Raw genomic sequence first — 19107 nt, forward strand, 5'->3', positions numbered from 1 at the left:
AAAAAAGGGGGCCATGCGTGCCATCTGCGCGGCAGTCAGCCAGAAAAGGTCGCTCATGTCACCGCTCCGTTTCTGGGCCGTGAATCACGCCGCGAAACGGAAATCAATGCATCCTGACCCTAGCAAGCCTGAGAGGCAGACCGTCTGACAGAAGAGGCAAATCTATTTGCCGCAGAACACTGCCCATGGACAAACTTCGTGCTGGTGAGGGACAAAGTAAGGCCGCGTAGGACAAAGTCCCTGCAGCGCTACAGTAAACAATTCCTGGCAGGGATCAGATAGTCCTGCCTTTTGCGATTGAAAAGATTACGTGAAAACAGTGGGGCTTACTCCGGCTGCGAAGGCGGGCCTGCCTTTTCTGTCAGAAAGGTTTGCCTCTGATGGGCCGCAGCCCAATCTCTGCCCCGTGTTCTGATCCGATCCGACATGTCGTGGTGCTCCTTCCGGCGATTTGAATGTACCTGACCGTCGGTATTCCCTAATCCGAGCGGCGCGACAACGGCGTACTTGGTTAGCATTGTTCGATCACACTGCAAGTGCAGCGAGATGTATCCTGCCTATTGCGTCAGGATTTTTCCTCTCCAGTCGAAAAGGGCCGACGCATTGCCGACCCTCACGCTGCACTTCGAGCCCATGGATGTCAGTTGTCGCGCGTCGTTTCTGCAACTCTCCATCTTCTCCCCTTGAGGAAATCTTTGGCTTGGCTTTCTTCCAGCTTAACTTCCATCTGCAACGCAGAAGCCACAATACTAGAGATATCCAGTTCGCCGAAAACCTTTGCTATCCTCGCATTGAGTACACGCTCTTGAAGGTTGAGGCTATCGCGCCAGTATCGTGTGCGTGTGATGTCTGCGTGCGTGTCGACGTATCGAGCAAGTGGTCCACCGCTGCTTGAGACCAAAAATCCGGGGCAGGCGCTACAAAACTCGAACAGTTTTTCGTCGCTGGTTGCGATCCAAACGTCCATATTTACCGTTCCAAATGAAAAAATTTCCCGCGAGTTATCGATCATGTCTGCTGATGATATCAACTTCAAATCGTTCGCCCCGTTCAATGCGATTCTTTTGATGCGCTCGAATTCTTGAAGCCCCTTACCGGCGCCCTTCTTCAGCTTTAGGAAATTACTTCTTATCGCCGAAACCCTTTTCCTAGCGTCATCGGTGATGCCATCCTGCGGAGCGAATGCATAACGAGCTATCGAAAGCTCTTTTAAACTGACGAGGTCCAGAACATCGGCACAATAATCGATGTACAACTCGAACTTCTCGTCCGCGGTGAGATCTTCGCAAGTGTCAATAGTATTCAGCGCCAACAGTGAGGCATAGGAGATGGCTATCACCATCTGCCTTTCAAAAGAAATATCCTTGAATTTTTCATGAACCGCTTCTCCGTCCGGGAAGGGAACTTTTGTGGAATTCGGATCATCCGAAAACTTAGGAAGATAGTCTTTAGTGAACCTCTCGAAGGCGGCCTCAACGCTTTTCCGCCGAAATGGTGGTAGTTCTTGATATGCTGGCCCAGGGGATAGAAAAACCCCCGCTTTTCGGCTCGAACCAATTGCTTTAACAAAATCCAACAGTCCAGCACCCTTCAGGGCTCTATGTCTGTAGCTCGTGCGGTAAGCGCTCTCAATTGATATCATGATATTAGTGTCAATCACAATATTCGTTTGGCGCCCCGCTACATTGTTGGCTGCGATCGCATCCGCATTTAGCTCAACCAAAGTTGGCGAACCCGATGAAGACTTAAACACACGGATCAAATGAACGCTCCTCTAATATTTTTGCGTCTTAGGCAAACGTGACATATTTTAAAGACAAAACTTGCAGGAAAAAAGATAGCGAATCCCCGTTTCCTACGTTAAGAACACGCATGTCCACGAGGACAGAAGGCGGCTACGCCGCTCGATACAGAAGCTTCTCTTCTCGGAGATTGTCAACTGTATGGCCTTGCTTCCATAGAATTTGACCCAGCCATGTTGGCAGTTTGCGCCAAGCAGTAGCTACTTATTTCTTTAGTTCTTTCCGACGAAATACGGTGTTGCATCGTGCATCGAGAGCAGCTGGCTGCATACCACTATCCGTCTGTACAATGGCCTTGACGCCAAGCATGCGGCCAGATCGTGCAGCCAAATCGACAACAGTGATGTATCCATTGGCGAACTCCTTAATCGAGACGTAGCGCCGCACGCTTGCGCTGTGCTGTTCACAGAGAAACGGGGGCCAGTTCAGCCTAAAACGAGCAACTTTGAGCAGCACAAATATGCAAGTACCAGTTTGAAGTTGTTCAGAGTTCTAGGTCATGTCGTCGAAAGATAGTCGTACACCAATAATCCAAGGGAAGTGGCATGACTTGCCCACCATTGCGTGTGACACATGTCGAACCTTGAAGATGACCGACTTGAGCAGCCAATTCGGCAGACGTGATGTGATCTACCTGGAACTGTTGAAGCGAGTCAAAACAGACATAGCGCCGCAGCTGACATGTTGCAGGATCTATAACAGTCTTGGAATTTAACAGCCCCTGCTTCAACAGGATACGTACTGTACGACGGTTGACCTGCAGGATTTCGGCGGCAACGTCAAATTTGACAGCTCCGTCATGTTCACTGGCGAGTGCGTCTCGAAGGTGCCGCAGGGAGACTTCGAAATCTCGGAAACTGGCTGCTTCCGGACTTCTTGTCCTTAAAGGCACCCGCAATCGCAAGATGAGTTCTGTCACCCTTTCCATGGGGACACTGATGCGGCGCGCGGCAGTGGGTATATCTACATCGTCGGTTGAGGCTGTGGCCCGCACTGCCAATGCACGCAGCCTGTCCATGAGCCTGCACAACTCGTCGGGGTGGTAGAGGGGCGAGGAACTTACACCCTCATAATATCGAGCAATCAGACCTTGTTTCGTCATCATCGCGATGGATATGCGGTCAATGCCAAGTTGTCTTCCAGCGTCTGTGGCGTTGAGAAGAGCATTGATTTCTGTGACAATGTTTTGGACGATCTGGGCAGGAATATACTTGTCTAAGGTGTAGACTTGCCCTGAAGTGCTGCGCCTTGCGAGGCCGATTGTTTCCAGGCGTCTTCCGAGCTGCCAGCTCGAAATGCCATAGATCCTTCTCGCGGTAGCCATGGAATGTACCATCTGCTCCGGGCAAGGATGACCCAGCACTATCTGCCCTTCCGCTATCGGGAAATTCTCGAATACGAATTTTCTGACAATGTCGCGGATGACGTCGAAATCAGGATCGTCGTCGCGGTACCGCAGCCATTCAAAGAACACACGAAGCCGCGCACGGTACGAGCCGTTCTCCATTGGCTGCGCCGACTGAACGTCTTTAAGCTTGGCCGAGAAGGCGTCGGGGCCGCCCTGAAGGACCGTTAAACCCGCAGCACCGGCGGCCGCCCATTCGCCCGTAGTTATACCCTTGCGCTGTGCGTCAGGACCCACCGTGAGGAGCAGCCCAAACATTTCACATGTCTGGCTTGCGACATGAAAAGGCAACTGATCAACCCAGCTGCTTCCCCTGCCCCGCAGAACACGGTCACGCAGGTACTGCGTCAACGTCTCCACGCCCGCCGCCACCTCGACCGGCGCAGTAGCAGCATAGCCACCAATTAAGGCCGCAAAGTCGAACGTATCGTTGACCGTGCTTGGCTTTGGCAGGGCAGCAAGTAAGCACCCATGTATTGCGCAGGTTCTGATGGAGGTAAGCTGCCAAAGCCCAGGCTGCGCGACGTCGCCAGAATTTTGCGCTTCTGAAAGGCAAGCCGGGCAGCATCGAAGTGTTGTTCTGCTAAACGCGGTGAATTTGATTCGCTCGTTGGCTAACTGAAACCAGCCGGGTTCAAGAAGCTGCGGCGTCCCTTGCTGCAATAGTGCACTGTCGACCCCTCCCAAAGCCGCTAACCGCTCGACCTCAATCGCGTCTCCGTTGACCAGCGCGAAGTAGTTAATACCAAGGTCAGAGCAGAACGTAATCAGCCGCGGGACGCCGTTTCGCCGTGCGAGGCGAGATGCATATGATGTGGCGCACTCGCCTGACACCAAGTTGACCGTCAGAGGGAGGCTCCTTAGGCTCATGAACATCACCGTCTTTCCCTCGCAAAAACCTGCCGCGCATCAATGCGGTGGAAATCCGGAATGACGAAAGGATTGAACATGTCTGTGCAGGACGTGCGCAGGTGATAGGCCTGGGAGAAATGGCTACGGGTCAATCGCGATACATCAGCAAGGTAAGCTTGTTCGATGGCGGCAAGGGTTAGCTCGATGACCAACCCGAACTGATTTGCAGCCCCGTGGATCAACCGCTCCCCATGCGCAAGTTCGAGAATGTCCGGGCCAGGCTCCAGCTTAGCCTTGCTGCAGTAGTTTTCGATCAGGTCAAGGACATCATTGCCATGCGCCACCGGTGACAAGCTTTCAAAGTGGACTGTGTCCATACGACGGGCAAGCTGAGGATCATGGTTCAGAATGTCTTCCAACTCAGGCGTGCCCGAGAGAATGATGCCGACAGGCCATTCCGGGTCTGTCATGAGCGTCTTGAGCATGGAGGCAACGGAATTCAGTTCATGCCGCGTTCCGCGGGACGCCAGATCCTGAGCTTCGTCCAGATGGACGAACAGAACCTTGCGCTCCTTTAAATGGTGCCGGACGAGATCCCAGATGTACCACGCCTGGCGTTCTGAACTGATCTGGTAGCCCAACGCCCGTAACAGGGTCTGCCCGACGAACTTCAGCGTCGCCGGTGACGGTACCCGGATGCTGAAGTTTGAGAAACTCTGATGGCCAGAGCGATCAAGCCGCTGACGGCCCCGCATCATGAGCTGATCCATTGCCGACGTCTTGCCGGTGCCAGACAGGCCTGAAAGTGCCAGACCATGAGCCTCGCTTGTCCGACCCGCCTCGCAATCAGCCAGTCGTTTTTCGATCAGGAGGGAAAAACGGTTTTCTAGTGGTTCGAAGCGGTCATGGTGGATGAAGTGGTCGCGCAGGAGCGCGATCTTCTGGGCGGTCTGTTTGATCCTGTTACTGGTCATCGTCAAACCTCCAACGGTTCCGACGCACGCGACCCTGCGCCTGTTGCTCAGGCTCATCTTTGGGCATGTATGGCGGCATGGGCGTGGATGGCGTGATCTGCATGCCGTCCGCCAAGGGGTCCGCAGACGCGGCCCTGTTCCCGAGGCGCTCCGCATCGGATCGAACCGGGTAGTGCAGGGCAGCTTGGTTGCGCTCCACATCCACATCCTTCGTATGGAACGGGGTCAGTTCCTGAAGCTCGAACGCCTGACGAGTGGTGTCCGAGATGCGCTCGATACCCCTGCGAACCTTCGGTGCATCCAACTCGGCTTCCCGACGATTCTTGATGCGCAGCGTTCGGGTCGCTTCCTGCATCAGATCGTAGCTGACGCCGTCGAAGCCGCCCTGGTTTGCTAGAGCAGGGTGCCAGGTGGCACCGACCTTCACAGCAATCCAGCCGATGTCCCGCAGGTCCGCCCGGATTTCCACGCTCCGTTGCGGGGAATGCAGAAACGCCTCGCGAAGGGCCCCGCAATTATAGCTTAAACCCGAGAACAGAACGCCGTCACCGCGAAGCGTGCGTTGAAGGGGCCTGCCGAATGCACGGCGCAGGGTTAAGCCATCCGGAACTGGAGGCGTTCCATGCTTGGCGACCAACCGCGCCCAAGCCTGATTGGGGCTTTCCCCGCCTAGCGAGCCATGACCCTCATTATGGTAGATGTCGACGACATAGGTCAGCAGGATGGTGATCAGATCGGCGTCGCAAAGGCAGGCCAATTTCTCCGAGGGGTAGTCGCCCCGCTGGATCATGTCGAAGAAAGTTCTGCCGACCAGAAGTGGCATCAACTTGTGTCCGAACGTCCGGAAAAATGTTTCGATGTGCGCCCGAAGCCAAGGCTTCCCCGCGGGCGGCAGGAGGGCAGTGATGCCAAGCGACAGGACAGTCCCTTGGAAATCATCGGAAGTGAATGCTGTCCCCTGATCGGTGACAATAGCCTGCACTCCGCCGTGGTGGTGCCAAGTACTTTCGCACCCGGCCGCACGCGCCATTGGCGTTTTATCGATGAAGATCTCCCGCAGCGCCCTGACCGCATCACCAGCGTTCGGTGTCTCAGCCAAGCGCATGGACAGTATACATCTCGTGGCGCAGTCGATGGCGACATAGAGCCAGCGACGCCCGGACTCGAACCGTTCCTGCCTTTCCGGAGGAAGGTGATCCCAGATGCCACTGAGCGTCAGGAGCGAGATCACATCGAGGCGGTTCTCATCCATCTCGACCCGCTCGAGAGGCTGCTGAACATCCACGCCATTTTCATACAGCGTGAATCTGGCGTTCGCGGCTGCGGTGCCATGCCGCTTGGCATAAACATAATACGGGTCTGCCAGGCTCAGGCGCCGGTCGATACTGGAAGCTGAGGGCACGACCAGCTGTGCGGCTCCAGCTGCCAATCTCCGTTCGTTCTCGCGGAAGAACAGGCGCCGCGTCCCCGCAACAGCCAGTGCTTTGGTAGGACGCTGAGTGTCCGCATAAATCTCGATGACCTGGTTCATCAAGGCTTCGGTATGATACGACCATCGCAACGAGCGATTACCGCAGCGATGCGTTTCCGGTATCAGCGCGACGACGGAGTACCCCGCCCGCTCATATTCGCGCATCCACTCAAACGCGGTGCGGCTGCCTGGAAGCTGGCGTGTGACGACGTCCGCGCCAGGTCGGGGGAGTTTCCCCGCAGACATACCTTCGCCTACACGTCGCTCCACCTCAGCGGCCAATTGCGCGCTGCCCCTAAGATAGCCCTCATGGGTCCGGTTGATTTTCTCAGATGCCTCGAGGGAGAGAAAGGCGTCACAGACCGCCTTTCGCCAGATCACAAGGCGCCGGATCGGATCGGCAAGGATGTTGATGACATCAGACGGTTTCCGGCCGCGGAGATCTTGCACAGCGCGATCGAAATAGCCCGCCACATAGGACGTATCCGGCCGACTGAGCAGGTTCGATAGCTCCTCATGCGACAGCCTCTCGGTAATGCCGGGTTGGCCTAAGCGCTCAAACAGCCCGCCCTTGTCGTCGATTTCCAGTGGGCGCATGGCGACGCCGGCCGCGGTGATCAGGTCAGATTTCGAGAAACGGATGTTGGTGTTCATGCCGCCACCTCCGTGAGAGCAGGACGCGACCGAGCCAGCTGACGTGCAGCCTCGGCAGCAGCACGACGATCAAGATGCCGATCCGTGATCAGCATGACCCGGTCCGCAAAATGCTTCGGCGTTGCCGCGGCCACCCGCTCCAACTCAGAGACGAAATTCCGCCCGATCACACGCTCCATCGGCTTGATGGCCACCGCGATGCGCTCTCCGCATGCCTTCGTCACGAGGAAGTCGAATACATGCGACACCGGCTGCCCGCCGGCATCGATGTACGGCACGGCCGTCGGCTGCTCCCAGATGTGATGCACATCCTCGCGCACCAACATCAGGCACAAAAATGCGTACTCGAGAGCACTCTCGAACTGGATGATGCGCGGGCGCTCAAAACCTGGCAGCATCGCCATGAGCGCGCCACGCAGGCTGGCCTTTGATCGGCGCGAGATCATACGCGTCGCGTGACTCGCTTCCGGGCCACGGTAGATTAGGTTTGTTTTCATGATGTCTGGAGGGCACCACCAGCGCACCGAAGGTTCGGAGTTACGGGCGGGGCCAACTCCCCCTTGTTCTAAATGTGTTGAACGGCCCCGCCGGATTAGGATCCGGCGGGTTGACTTTTCGTTCGACTCGGGGGATGAAATAAGGGTCGGTAGCAAACGACGTCTTATTTCAAAGGCCTTCCTGTTAGCGCAGGAGGGCCTTTTCCGTTGTCGAGAGGATCAGTGCGAAATGCCCTCCCTTTCTGCATAACGTTCAGGAAAAATGTCAGCTGGCGTCGTCTGAAGCTCGGTCGCAATCGCCTCTTGTATCCGATGCGACCGCCGGTAGCCTTGACTGACAACGGTCACGCTGGACTGAAGCACGCTAAGACTTTTGGCGATCTGCGCAAACGAGCTTCCCTTCGACCGAAGCCGAAGTTTCAACAGTTGGTGGCGCTGCAGATCAACAGACATTTACGTCCCGCAAAATAGTGGTCCAACGTACTTCCTATAGACTCTGGGTGATTCGATCCGTCAATTGGATATTGGAAGATCAATGGTTTTTTTCACTTCACGTAAAACGCCCGGACAACAATAAATATATCATTCAAACAATTCATTTATGTTCACAATTGTTGAGGAATGAAATCTTTCATTTATATTATAAAAAAAGGGGTGTCGTTTCTGAGGATAATGGCTTGGCGCCTGGCTTCTTTGCCTACCCCTCTTGATGTTACCAAAGTCCTTCGAACCGCGTTGCTGCCGTTCTCGTATAGCGTGCCGTATGCCGGGGATCGCGATGGCCGAGATAATCCTGGATCAGGCGCAGGTCGCGCCCGGCATGGGCCAAGGCATGTCCGCAGGAATGTCGCAGCATGTGCGGATGGACAGCGTCGAGCCCCGCCCGCGCCGCAATGACCGTCACGAGATAGTTGATGGCCTGCCGCGTCATCGGCTGACCGCGCTCGGACAGGAACAGCCAGGACAGGCCATCCTGCCGTCCGACCAGAAGGCGCCGGATCGCGCGCAGCTCATCGCCTGCCAGGGGGTGGCTGGTGGAGAGACCACGCTTCAACCGATGAACCCAAAGATGTCCTGCTTTCAGATCAAGATCACTGCGGCGCAGCGCAATCAATTCGCTCACCCGCAGGCCATGCCGATACATGAGGAGCAGCATGGCATGATCGCGCGGGCCGTGCCGCCCGGACCGGGCCGCGACCAGCAGCCGCCTCATCTCATCCGGCGTCAGGTAATCGCGCGGGCGCTGATGGGCATCGACGGGCGCGATCCCGTCACTCTTGACAAAACGCCGGTTGGCGCGCGGCTCAGACATGCGGTCCTCCCCCTGCCACTGCTGGCTCCGTCATCCTCAACTCTTGACGAAACGCTCATTGTGTAAAGAGTCCCGCGTCACGACTTCCGACGTGCCTCCTCTAAGGCAAGCCGGTCCTTCAGCGCTTGGAGGATCAGACCCTCGATCTCGCGGACCCGCAGTCCGTGATCCTGAGCGAGGCGATCCACGTGCCAACGAATCTCGGGATCCTTCGGCCCGTACAAACCCCAGTCATCCAGTTCGTGACTGTCAGGATGATGTCGTGCTGTCATCTGGGCTCTCCTCGATCCTGCATGGGATGGCGCCACGACGCTACGGCTGTCGAAGCTGCTGGCTGCGCGCGAAGGCCTCAAGCGCAATTTTCCGCCTTGCGGCGATGACACGGACGCGCGCCGCGACCTCCGCCTTGCCGAAATCAGTCGGGTGAAACGGACCCCCGTACCAGCGTACCATCTCTTTGTGTTGCGGGTGGCGGCGGTTCGCGATCGCTTTGGTAAACTCCATAAAACCTGATGGCCCGCCGACATCTTCGGGTGGGGCGGTGCGTTCACCGGCTACAAATCGAGGATAATCGGTGGCAGGGTCGGCATCTTCGACATGTTCAACGACAATGCGGTGCTGCCAGTTGTCGCCGAAATCATAGGTGTAAAGAAGCTCGATGATACTGCGCTCGATGAGCTTACCGAGCTGCATGCCCTTGGCCTGATAAGTCTTGCGACCCCAAGCCGCATCTTCTGGATCAGGTTCGCCATAGGCCCGTTCGCCGATCGTGAACTCATACAGATGGTAACCCTCCCACGGCATGACAGCCTGGATCAGCTCGTGCAGCGACCGCAGATTGGTTTTCAGGCTGACTTCGACGCTCCGCCAGATGCACGGTTCGATGTGTAACAGCTCAAAGCGAAGGCGCGCGATCTTTTCGGTCATTCTGGGCCTGATCAGTTAGTTTGACTGCAAAGTAAGTGGCGTCGTCCGCAACGGCAATCTTGACCTCCTAACAGTCCAATGCGCCGGGCGGAGGCTGCTGTGAGGGCAGTGGGTTCGCAGGCAATAGGACAGGGTTGATCGTCACGGCGCGCCATACAGCATGCCATGCTCAGGACGCTGATCAATGGTTGTCAAGGCGCACAAGTTGCAGCCGGGGCGCCGTTCGAGAAGGTCGGCTCTGAGCCCTGAGCCGCCGAGGCTCGTTCTGCCACAAGCAGATCGCGCAACAAGCATTGGCTTTTGAGCATTTGCAAAGAAATGGTCTAGATGCGAAACAGTTCTCGGCACGGACGATGGGGGGAGGCGCAGTAGTATTCAGATGAGCAAGTATCCCTCCACGCCCAACGACGGTGCGTTGGCGACTGTCCAGCACATCGCCCCTCTCGACGCTCCGACAAGTTGGCCGGGCGCCAACGCGCGCCTTCTCGGCTTAGGTCAAGGCCTGCCGGTCAATCCCCTCGACCGGCTGCGCCTCTTCAGTGCTGACGAGTTCGAACGCTTCATCCTTGAATGGGCCGAAGGCTACCTGAAGCAGGTAGTGCCCTGCGTTGACAATGTGCAGCAGCGTGGCGGAGCTGGAGACAAGGGCCGTGATATTGTTGTGTGGTTTGGTGCTCCGGGGGCACCAGAGCGTCACTGGAAGCTGTACCAAGCGAAGCGCTACGCATCCCCGATTGGCCCCAGCATCGCGGCCGCGGAGATCGCTAAGGTTCTGTTCTACGCATATAACGGCGACTACTCCCTCCCTTCGGAATACTGGTTTGTCACCTGGAAAGGTGTCACCGGCGACCTGCAAGATCTGATCGACGAGCCAGCCAAGCTGAAGGCTCACCTCATTAAGAACTGGGACGAGCAATGCGCGAAGAAAATCACGTTGAAGAAGACGATCGCGCTGTACGGAGCGTTCCGTGACTTTGTGGAGCAGCTGGACTACTCGTTCGTGCGAGTTAAGCAGCCACTGGAATTGATCGCCGAGCACGGGCTGACACGCTATCACCCTCTTGTCTTCGGGGCCCCGTTGATCGAGCGACCCAAACCTGCTGAGCCGCCATCGCAGGTGGCGGAGAAGGAACGCCCTTACGTACGACGTCTTTTTGAAGTTATCTCTGAGATGACCGGAGAAGTTATTGACGGCGAGGCTGATTTTGCAAGCACGCTAGCGCCACGCCGTCTCTTCGAGCGTTCACGTTTGTCGTTCTACAGCGCCGAAGGTCTCAAGGAGCTCGCCCGCGATAATATGGACCGGGTGGAGTTCTTCGAGGACCTGCTAACTGAGTTTCAGGACGGCCTCTACCATCACTACACCGGTGCTGCCGCAAGCGGCTACGTCCGTCTAACTGACACAATCAAGGCTGCGCAGGCTCAGCAAATCACGGGTCATGTGCTTGAGCCTCATATGACGGCGCGTGACCGAGAAGGCGTGTGCCACCACTTGGCGAACGAGCGCGACGTGTCCTGGTGTGACGATGGCTGAGCGTGCATCACGCCCACTGCGCAACGAGCTGCCGCGTCCGTTCAACACGCCGTTGGAATGCGGCCTTCGACTTCTGTTTATCCTTTCGGTGTGCCGGCCCTCGCCATGCGACCTACAAAGACTGATCAGCTACGACTATTTGCTAGTTCATTCCGGCGACGTGGAAGGCGGACCAGCAAGCTTGCACCCGGCGGTGCCTGAACGGGGGTCGGAGTGGATTGTCAAGCGCGACCTTGTCCAAACGGGCATGGATTTGATGTACGCTCGTGAACTTGTGACGAAGAAGCTCACGAGCGATGGCATCGCTTACGTAGGCTCTGAGATGACCACCGCATTCATCGGTCTTCTGAAGACTCCCTATGCGGCCGCGATTCAGAAGAGGGCTCGGTGGATCGTTGACACCTTCGGGGCGCGGTCGGACGATGACTTGCAGGCTTTCATGGCGGAGCGGGTTGGGACGTGGGGCGCGGAGTTTGAGACTCTCGCGGCCCTCGGTGATCTGGAATTCTAATGGCGTATCTCGCAGAAATTCGACTTACAGGCGCCGGCATCGAAGACGCGCTCATCCGCTTTTTGCCCGGCCCCAACGTGGTGACAGGGGACTCGGACACCGGGAAAAGCTACCTGCTGCGCTTGGTCGACTACGTGCTCGGGGCAGACGAACTTACGAAGGTGATCAACGAAGCAGCCGATTATGAACTGGCATGGGTTGAGTTTCGCGAAGGTGACAACATTTTAACCCTTGAACGTCACCTCAGTGGCGGTGATGTCCACGCTCATTCTACGTCCATCGCCAATCTTGTTCATACCGAGGAGGGGGCTGAGAGCGCGATGGAAGCAGCGGAAGAAGGCCACCTGGTGCCTCCCGCTTCAAGCGATCCCGAGGTGCTGGTTGCTCGACGCAGAGGGCAGCAGAAAGCCCCAGATGTGACTTCCCGCGTGCTTCCATTTTTCGGAATGGGCGGTGATGTCCAGCTGAGAAAGAACAACGACGGAAGCACTCAACGGCTTTCGATTCGGACGCTCATTCCAGCCTTCCTGGTGAACGAGGACGCCATCATCGCAGAAGGCTCTCCAATCATCTCCATTGGCTACGACACGACCCCGGCGAAGCGGATGTTCTCCTATCTTCTGACGGGCAAAGATGACGCAGGGATAATTGCGCACGAGCGCGCGGAACTGACCAAAGCGAAAATTAAAGCCAAGATTGGCTTAGTCGATGAGCTGCTCGCACCCATAGAGGAGCGGCTGTACTCCCACGACGAGGCCGACGAAGCGGCGAGCGTCAAACGCCTCACCGCGACAATCAACGATTTGTCGAATACCTTAGAAATGAACGCTCAGGAACGAGCGGCCCTGCGCGACGAGCGTGCCGAACGAAACGAACAGCGTGTCCGGGCCGATACACAACTTCTTGCAATCCATGGCATGCTGGTTCGCTACCATCTACTCGACGAGCGCTATACGTCCGACCTGCAGCGCCTCGACTTTCTGTCGGAGGGGGTGCACTATTTTGGCCACCTCCAAGATACCTCATGCCCCCTTTGCGGACAAAGGTTGGGCAGCGAACCCCATAGGCACCAAGATACGGATGGCGAAGTAGCGGACGCAGCCAAAGTCCGAGAGGCCACCGTCGCCGAGGCAGGTAAAATCCGGGGCCTGCAACACGACCTTGGAGCGGCGATCGCCGATCTTGAGGCTCGCCAAAACGCGGCTCGCACAAGCCGCGCGGAAGCGGCAACTCGGCTTGACGAGATCGATACACGTTTGGATCAGGTTCTAGCCCCAGGGCGGCAGCGCACGCAGGCGACTTTAAACGATCTCGTTCGCCGCCGTCTTCACCTGCAGGCGTTAGAGGATGACAGGGGGCAATACGCGCGGCTCGTAACGATGCGGCAGGAGTTGGAGGGGCAGCTTCCCCGGTCTAAATCTACGCAGACTTGGGCTCCGCTCGATCCCGCGGCGCTCACTCGGTTCTGTCGTGAAGTGGAAGCGGTACTAAAAGCATGGTCCTGGGCCGATGATGTTCGGGTAGAGTTCGAAGAAGATCGGGACCGCTACGACATCAAGGTTAATGGCAAGCCACGGCGGTCACATGGTAAGGGACTGCGCGCAGTGTTGCATGCAGCATTCTCTGTGGCACTACTATGCTACTGCCGCGATAGGCGCACTCCGCATCCGGGCTTCCTAGTCCTCGACTCTCCCCTAACCACAGTGAAGCAGCGCCTCGGCACCCCAAGAGAAACCCCCGCGGGGGAGGACGAGATTGATGGTCGGATCGAGCCGATGTTCTGGAACGCACTTTCCAGTTTGGACCCTGGCCTGCAGATTATCGTTTTGGAGAACAAAGAACCCGCCGAAAACCTTCACGATGTGCTGAACCTGCAGCTCTTCGCAGGTGCAGATGCCGAAGCGTTCGAGCGAGCCGGATTTATTCCGGGTGTGGTAGCATCAACGTAGTGGTAATTGTAGCCACAAGCGGCCCCTTTGATTGTTGAGCGGCGCTGATGTCAGTTGTCGATCAAAGCGAACGACCGCTTTTCGCCCCTCAATGCGACTTCCGGGCTCGCGAAGGCGATGAAATTGCACCCGGAGGGAGTGACCGAAAGGTCCGCATAGCTGCCGCTCGCCTGCCGGTCTGATCCGTCTCCTATGCGGGACCAAACGGCCGTTCGCCGCACCTGCAGCTTTGCGGTTTAGGGCGGTGCGGAAACTGCCTCGATTGGCAAAGAGCGGCCTGTTGGTGCTGCAGCAATCCGCCGCCGTATGACGTTGAAGCGGCCGTTCATCCGCGGCGCAGAACCGTTGGCGCTAGGATCAACAGGTTGGACGGGGACGCTATTCGTTGTCGACCTGCCGTCAGTTGCTGTTGATCCAGTCGATCAGGGCATCCGCAATCTGAAGATTGTTTTCCTCCATCATCAGCAGGTGGCTGTTTCCGGTAAAGCCCGCCTCTGGCAGGTGCATCATTTTTGCCTGTCCGCCCGCCGCATTGACCTTGGCCACGAACGTGACGCAATCGTCATAGGCGCTTTGCCAAGTGAAGCCCGGGACCGTGCCGGCGGCGTCCAGATGGTCCGCGAACACGACAAGCAGGGGCTTGGAGGAAAAAATGCCCATCTGCTCTTCGGTCCAGTCGATCTCGTGGCAGGTGCCCGGTTCGATCAGCATCATCTTGTCGACGCCGGCCGGGTTGGCAAGGGCCGCATGCAGTGGGAAAAGGCCGCTTTCCGAATGCCCCATGATCACCGCACCGCCCAGTTGCGCGCCAAGGTCCGCAAGTGCTCCATAGGTCGGGTTGGGTTGCGAAAGGGTTGCGTTGAAGTCGGCGAGTGATTGCGCCGCAAGCTGATCCAGCGCGTCCACAGGGAACTGCGTGTCGCCGAACGGGTCGCCGTTGCGCACGCCGATGCGGAATTGCGCCAGACCATCTTCCTGCGAGATCCGGAAGGCGTTCGGCAGATCCTCGGGCGGCTGCGCCCCGGTGCGGACGTTGTTGTAGACGGAAATATCCACGCCCGACCGGGGGCGTGAGGCCTGATCGACGATATAGGTCGGAAAGCCCTGACGCACAAAATACTCATACCAGCCCATCCGACCATCCGGAGTGGTGTCATAGGTCTTGCCGCTCAGCGTCGCACCATGGGTCATGATCACCGACTGGCCGGTGGCATCCTGCGGTTCCATGAACTCGACATACATTTGGTTGACGGTGACATGCCCTGGTTCGGCAGGTGGCGTGGCGATGATGCTGGACAGCTGATCGGGGGTCTGGGGGATGCTGTCACCGCCGATGATCAGGCTGCCACGGTTCTGCAGGATCAGCGGGGCTTCGGGCGTGGCCAGATCGCCGAGCTGCTGCGCGAAGGCGGGAGATGTCCCCGCAGCGCTCAGCAGCAGGGCAGCTCTGATCATGCGTCTGATATTCGGTGACATTGCTCTCTCCGGGCTCGGGTAAGAATTAGGTCGGCACGTGCAATGCCGACGGGCGCGGCGACGAATGTCGCCGCGCGTTCGAATCACATCTGCTGGGCGGTGGGACGGAAGATGATTTCGTTCACGTCCACATCCTCGGGCTGGCTGATCACAAAGGCGGCCATGCGCGCAAAGCTGTCGGCGGGGATACCGACTTGCCCCACATAGTCGCTGTTCGCGGCCTTCACCGCCGCGTCCGAGATCTGCTCCAGCAGCTCGGTCCTGACCGCGCCGGGACACAGGATGGTGGAGCGGATGTTGTAGGGCTTCACCTCCTGGCGCAGACCCTCGCAGATGGCGCGGACCGCGTATTTGGTGCCGGAATAGACCGCCGAGGCCGGAAAGACCAAATGCCCCGCCACCGAGCAGGTGGTGATGAACTGCCCTGATTTCTGCGCCTTCATCTGCGGCAGGGCGGCGGCGATGCCGTGCAGGACGCCCCTGATGTTGACGTCGATCATCCGGTCCCATTCGTCGGTCTTCAGGCTCTCGATCGGCGACAGCGGCATGATGCCGGCATTGTTAATCATCACGTCGATGCGTCCGAACCGGGTAACGGCGGCATCGACCAGCGCCTGAACATCCTCCAGCTTGGTGACATCCGTGGCCTTGGCGAGCGCCTCGCCGCCAGCCGCCTCGATCTGCGCCACCACGGCGTCCAGCCGGTCGGTGCGGCGCGCGCCCAGAACCACTTTGGCACCCGCTTGTGCCAAGTGCAGGGCTGCAGCCTCGCCCATGCCGCTGGAGGCGCCGGTGATCACGATCACCTTGCCGTCGATATTGTTGCTCATCTTCAGTCTCCAAATCATTCTCGGACCGGCCGGAATTATCCAGCCGTCCTGTTGTCGTGCCGGTTGTTCGGGTTCAGTCCACGGCCTCGATGCGCACCGTGACGGGGTCGGCATTGTCAAAGATCGACACGTCGTCCAGCACCTGACCCAGGATCACGATCCCCGGCGCGGGCACCCGCCCGGCAGCGTAGTAGATGACGAAATCGCCCGAACTCCACAGGCCCAACGTGCCGACAGAAAAATCGCGCTGACGATCGCCCGCCGGCAGGGCCTGCGGCAGGTCGCCGGTCTTCTCCTGACGTAGGTGGTCGGTCATCGGCAGGTCCAGCGGCAGCATTGCCAGCAGCGCCTGCGCGGTGGGGGTGTCGTTCAACCCGGCCATCACTGAGCCTTCGGGGCTGGTGATGCGAATGCTGTTCTGGGCCATGGCGGGTATACTCGCGCAGAGGGTGAGGATCAGGGCAAGCGTGGTGCGGTGCAGCATCTGCGGTCCTTTCGGTGGTTGCCGTCAGCAGCCAGCGCCGGGCGGGATCTGATCGTCAGAGACAAGATCCATCCAGGTCGTGCCGACCCCGTTCAGGCTTTCCAGGATCGCAACATGCGCCATGCCCTGATCCGACGCCGCACCGTGCCAGTGCCGGACCTCGGGCGGGATTTGGACGATATCGCCCGGCCCGGCCGTCAGGATGTCCTGACCCTCGGATTGCACCAGCGCGCAGCCTTGGGTGACATACAGCGTCTGGCCAAGCGGATGGCTGTGCCATGCCGTGCGTGCGCCTGGCTCGAACGTGACCAGCGCGCCGCTGAGACGGGCATCGCCCGGCGCCTCGAATGCGGGGCCGACGGCGACGCTGCCGGTAAACCGTTCGGCGGGACCCTGGGAGGTTTCGCTATCGGCGGGCACGACGCTGATCGTGGTCGGCGTCTCTGCGGCATCATCCCCGGCCGGAATGTCGCCACGATCCTCGAAGACCTGCCGCATCGGTGTCAGCGCCGAAAAGCTGCGCGGCCAGCCAGCGTAATAGGCCAGCTGGTGAGGGATCTCACGGGCTTCCTCGAAGGTGAGTCCGTTATCCATCGCGCGGCTCAGGTGGAAGGGCAGCTGTTCGGCCTGACCATTGGCAATCAGCGCGGCGACGGTCACCAGCGACCGGTCGCGCGGTGCCAGCCCCGGCCGACGCCACAGATCGGCAAACAGCACCGCATCGGTCGCGTCGGCCAGGCCCGGAGAGACCGGGCGGGCCGTCGCATCGACGCTGGCCAGCCGCGCGGCCTCGGCGTCTTCGTCATAGGGCAGCAGCTCCGGGTCCAGCGTCACATCGGCGGTCAGTCCGCGATCGTCCAGCACAGCCGCGATCCGGTCGATTGCCGGCAGTGCAACCGACCACCCGGCATAGAAGGCCAGATGCGTGACGAGTTCCGACAGTTCCTCGGGCGTCACGCCGCTGTCCAGCGCGGTGCTGACAAACGGGTCCAGCTGATGCGTCCGACCCGTCGCGACCAGAGCCGAGACGGTCAGCAGAGAGCGGTCACGCGGCGACAGGCGATCCTGATCGGCCCAGAGACGGTCGGACAGGACATCCTGGGTGTAGCGCCCAAGCTGGGGCGCGACCTGTTCGACCGTGGCAGGGATGGTGGAGTCCTGCGCGTGCAAGGGCAGTGCATACAGTGTGGCGAGGGTCAGGGCATGAGGGAGACGGGACATATCGGTCTTTCCTTTCCATGGGCAGGGGGTGTGGCCCCGGGGATGGTGCCAGCCCCGAAGACAGGGCCGGCAGCGTCCTTTTTAGGGTTCCGGCTTTAAGCCAGATGGCTGGAGAAGAACTCGGCCAGCCGGTCAAATGGAATGATGTCGGTCTGATCGTACAGATCGACGTGATCGGCGCCGGGGATGATCATCAGCTCTTTCGGCTCGGCGGCGGCGGCGTAGGCGTCCTCGCTGAAATACAGCGAATGGGCATTCTCGCCGGCGATCAGCAGCATCGGGCGCGGCGAGATCTCCGCGATGTAGGTCAGGATCGGCATGTTCATGAAGGACAGCGGGTTCGTCACCGTCCAGCCGGTCGTCGAGTTCACCGAGCGTTCGTGAAAGCCGCGCGGCGTCTTGTAGTAATCGAAATACATCTGCGTGACGGGATCATCGATGCCGTCCAGCGTCTCGGGAAGGCCGCCTGCCAGCGCGGGTGTCCCCGCCTCGGCATCCGCCCACCGCTGGCGGCTCATATCCTCGAGGGACTGGCTACGCTCTTCTGGCGTCATCGCGTCATAATAGCCCCGCGCCATGACCCGGGTCATGTCATACATGCTGGTCGTAGCCACAGCCTTGACACGCTTGTCGGCGGCCACCGCGTTCAGGGCCATGCCGGCAAAGCCGCAGATGCCGATGATGCCGATGCGCTCGCGGTCGACCTCGGGGCGCAGGCCCAGATAATCGACGGCGGCCATGAAATCCTCGGTGTTGATGTCGGGGGAGGCGACCTGCCTGGGCGAGCCGCCGCTTTCGCCGACAAAGGACGGATCGATGGCGATGGCCGCATAGCCACGTTCGGCCATGGTCTGGGCATAAAGGCCCGCCGACTGTTCCTTGACCGCGCCGAAGGGTCCGGCAATGGCCAGCGCGGGCAAGGGTTCGGCGCGGTCGCGCGGCAGATACAGATCGCCCGACAGGGTGATGCCATAGCGGTTGATGAAGCTGACCTTTTCATGGTCGACGCTGTCGCTTTGCGGGAACACCTTGTCCCAAGCGGCGCCGGATTGGGCCGAGGCCCGCCCCGGTGCCATCGAAACCGCCGTCAGCGCGGCAAGCCCCATTCCGGTCAGTTGCATGAGAGAGCGGCGGTCTATCGAATGATTGGACATGGTGTTTCCTTTCAAAGGTGATGAATGTGATTTCGCATGCGTTGTATGACGGGG

General features: G+C 58.8%; 17 protein-coding genes. 3 read left to right on the forward strand and 14 right to left on the reverse strand.

Going from position 1 to position 19107, the window contains the following annotated elements:
- Positions 1-640 precede the first annotated feature (640 nt).
- From EG885_RS08310 to EG885_RS08350, 9 genes are all read right to left on the reverse strand, one after another.
- A complete protein-coding gene (locus EG885_RS08310; RefSeq protein ID WP_131574021.1) occupies positions 641-1762 on the reverse strand; it encodes a hypothetical protein in 1122 nt (373 codons plus the stop codon).
- A 524-nt stretch (positions 1763-2286) separates the two neighbouring features.
- Positions 2287-4083, reverse strand: coding sequence for a TniQ family protein (locus EG885_RS08315; RefSeq protein WP_131574022.1), 1797 nt, complete (start codon positions 4081-4083; stop codon positions 2287-2289).
- Entirely contained in the window at positions 4083-5033 is a 951-nt protein-coding gene (locus EG885_RS08320; RefSeq protein WP_165571076.1) for an ATP-binding protein, read from the reverse strand. Before EG885_RS08320 ends, EG885_RS08315 begins: the two co-directional genes overlap by 1 nt.
- A complete protein-coding gene (locus tag EG885_RS08325; protein ID WP_131574024.1) occupies positions 5023-7158 on the reverse strand; it encodes a DDE-type integrase/transposase/recombinase in 2136 nt (711 codons plus the stop codon). Before EG885_RS08325 ends, EG885_RS08320 begins: the two co-directional genes overlap by 11 nt.
- Positions 7155-7562, reverse strand: a complete 408-nt coding sequence (locus EG885_RS08330) for a hypothetical protein (protein WP_242679567.1) — start codon at positions 7560-7562, stop codon at positions 7155-7157. Before EG885_RS08330 ends, EG885_RS08325 begins: the two co-directional genes overlap by 4 nt.
- Before the next feature lie 312 nt (positions 7563-7874).
- The gene (locus EG885_RS23560) at positions 7875-8108 is read right to left on the reverse strand and encodes a helix-turn-helix domain-containing protein (RefSeq protein ID WP_131574025.1); all 234 of its coding nucleotides are present in this window, start codon (positions 8106-8108) and stop codon (positions 7875-7877) included.
- Between the two features lie 259 nt (positions 8109-8367).
- A complete protein-coding gene (locus EG885_RS08340) occupies positions 8368-8967 on the reverse strand; it encodes a tyrosine-type recombinase/integrase (RefSeq protein ID WP_131574026.1) in 600 nt (199 codons plus the stop codon).
- Between the two features lie 77 nt (positions 8968-9044).
- Complete coding sequence (locus tag EG885_RS08345) at positions 9045-9239, reverse strand: hypothetical protein (RefSeq protein WP_131574027.1); 195 nt, start codon at positions 9237-9239, stop codon at positions 9045-9047.
- A 40-nt stretch (positions 9240-9279) separates the two neighbouring features.
- A complete protein-coding gene (locus EG885_RS08350) occupies positions 9280-9894 on the reverse strand; it encodes a plasmid pRiA4b ORF-3 family protein (RefSeq protein WP_131574028.1) in 615 nt (204 codons plus the stop codon).
- Positions 9895-10273: 379 nt separating this feature from the next.
- Here EG885_RS08350 and EG885_RS08355 point away from each other — a divergent pair, with 379 nt between their 5' ends.
- The 3 genes from EG885_RS08355 to EG885_RS08365 are packed head-to-tail and all read left to right on the forward strand — an operon-like array spanning position 10274 to position 13888.
- Positions 10274-11428 carry an ABC-three component system protein gene (locus tag EG885_RS08355; protein WP_207392229.1) on the forward strand — a complete coding sequence of 385 codons (1155 nt, stop codon included), beginning with the start codon at positions 10274-10276 and terminating at the stop codon, positions 11426-11428.
- Positions 11421-11939 (forward strand): ABC-three component system middle component 2, encoded by a 519-nt coding sequence (locus tag EG885_RS08360; protein ID WP_207392230.1) that lies wholly within the window; start codon positions 11421-11423, stop codon positions 11937-11939. The genes EG885_RS08355 and EG885_RS08360 overlap by 8 nt, the downstream gene beginning before the upstream one ends.
- Complete coding sequence (locus EG885_RS08365) at positions 11939-13888, forward strand: coiled-coil domain-containing protein (RefSeq protein ID WP_131574029.1); 1950 nt, start codon at positions 11939-11941, stop codon at positions 13886-13888. The genes EG885_RS08360 and EG885_RS08365 overlap by 1 nt, the downstream gene beginning before the upstream one ends.
- A 399-nt stretch (positions 13889-14287) precedes the next feature.
- On the opposite strand, the gene EG885_RS08370 is transcribed toward EG885_RS08365, so the two are convergent.
- The 5 genes from EG885_RS08370 to EG885_RS08390 all read right to left on the reverse strand — a co-directional run bounded on the left by EG885_RS08370 (position 14288) and on the right by EG885_RS08390 (position 19053).
- Positions 14288-15451: an alpha/beta hydrolase family protein gene (locus EG885_RS08370; protein ID WP_165571077.1), complete on the reverse strand. Its 1164-nt coding sequence runs from the start codon at positions 15449-15451 to the stop codon at positions 14288-14290.
- Positions 15448-16194, reverse strand: coding sequence for an SDR family oxidoreductase (locus EG885_RS08375; protein ID WP_242679568.1), 747 nt, complete (start codon positions 16192-16194; stop codon positions 15448-15450). Before EG885_RS08375 ends, EG885_RS08370 begins: the two co-directional genes overlap by 4 nt.
- A 73-nt stretch (positions 16195-16267) precedes the next feature.
- Positions 16268-16678 (reverse strand): cyclophilin-like fold protein, encoded by a 411-nt coding sequence (locus EG885_RS08380; protein WP_207392231.1) that lies wholly within the window; start codon positions 16676-16678, stop codon positions 16268-16270.
- Between the two features lie 24 nt (positions 16679-16702).
- On the reverse strand, positions 16703-17899 hold the full coding sequence (locus EG885_RS23515) for a (R)-mandelonitrile lyase (protein ID WP_131574032.1): 1197 nt from the start codon (positions 17897-17899) through the stop codon (positions 16703-16705).
- A 95-nt stretch (positions 17900-17994) separates the two neighbouring features.
- Positions 17995-19053 (reverse strand): alpha/beta hydrolase, encoded by a 1059-nt coding sequence (locus EG885_RS08390; RefSeq protein ID WP_131574033.1) that lies wholly within the window; start codon positions 19051-19053, stop codon positions 17995-17997.
- Between the last annotated feature and the right edge of the window lie 54 nt (positions 19054-19107).

Origin of the sequence: Paracoccus nototheniae, assembly GCF_004335005.1 — a bacterium.
In the GTDB taxonomy this organism is placed as follows: Bacteria; Pseudomonadota; Alphaproteobacteria; order Rhodobacterales; family Rhodobacteraceae; genus Paracoccus; species Paracoccus nototheniae.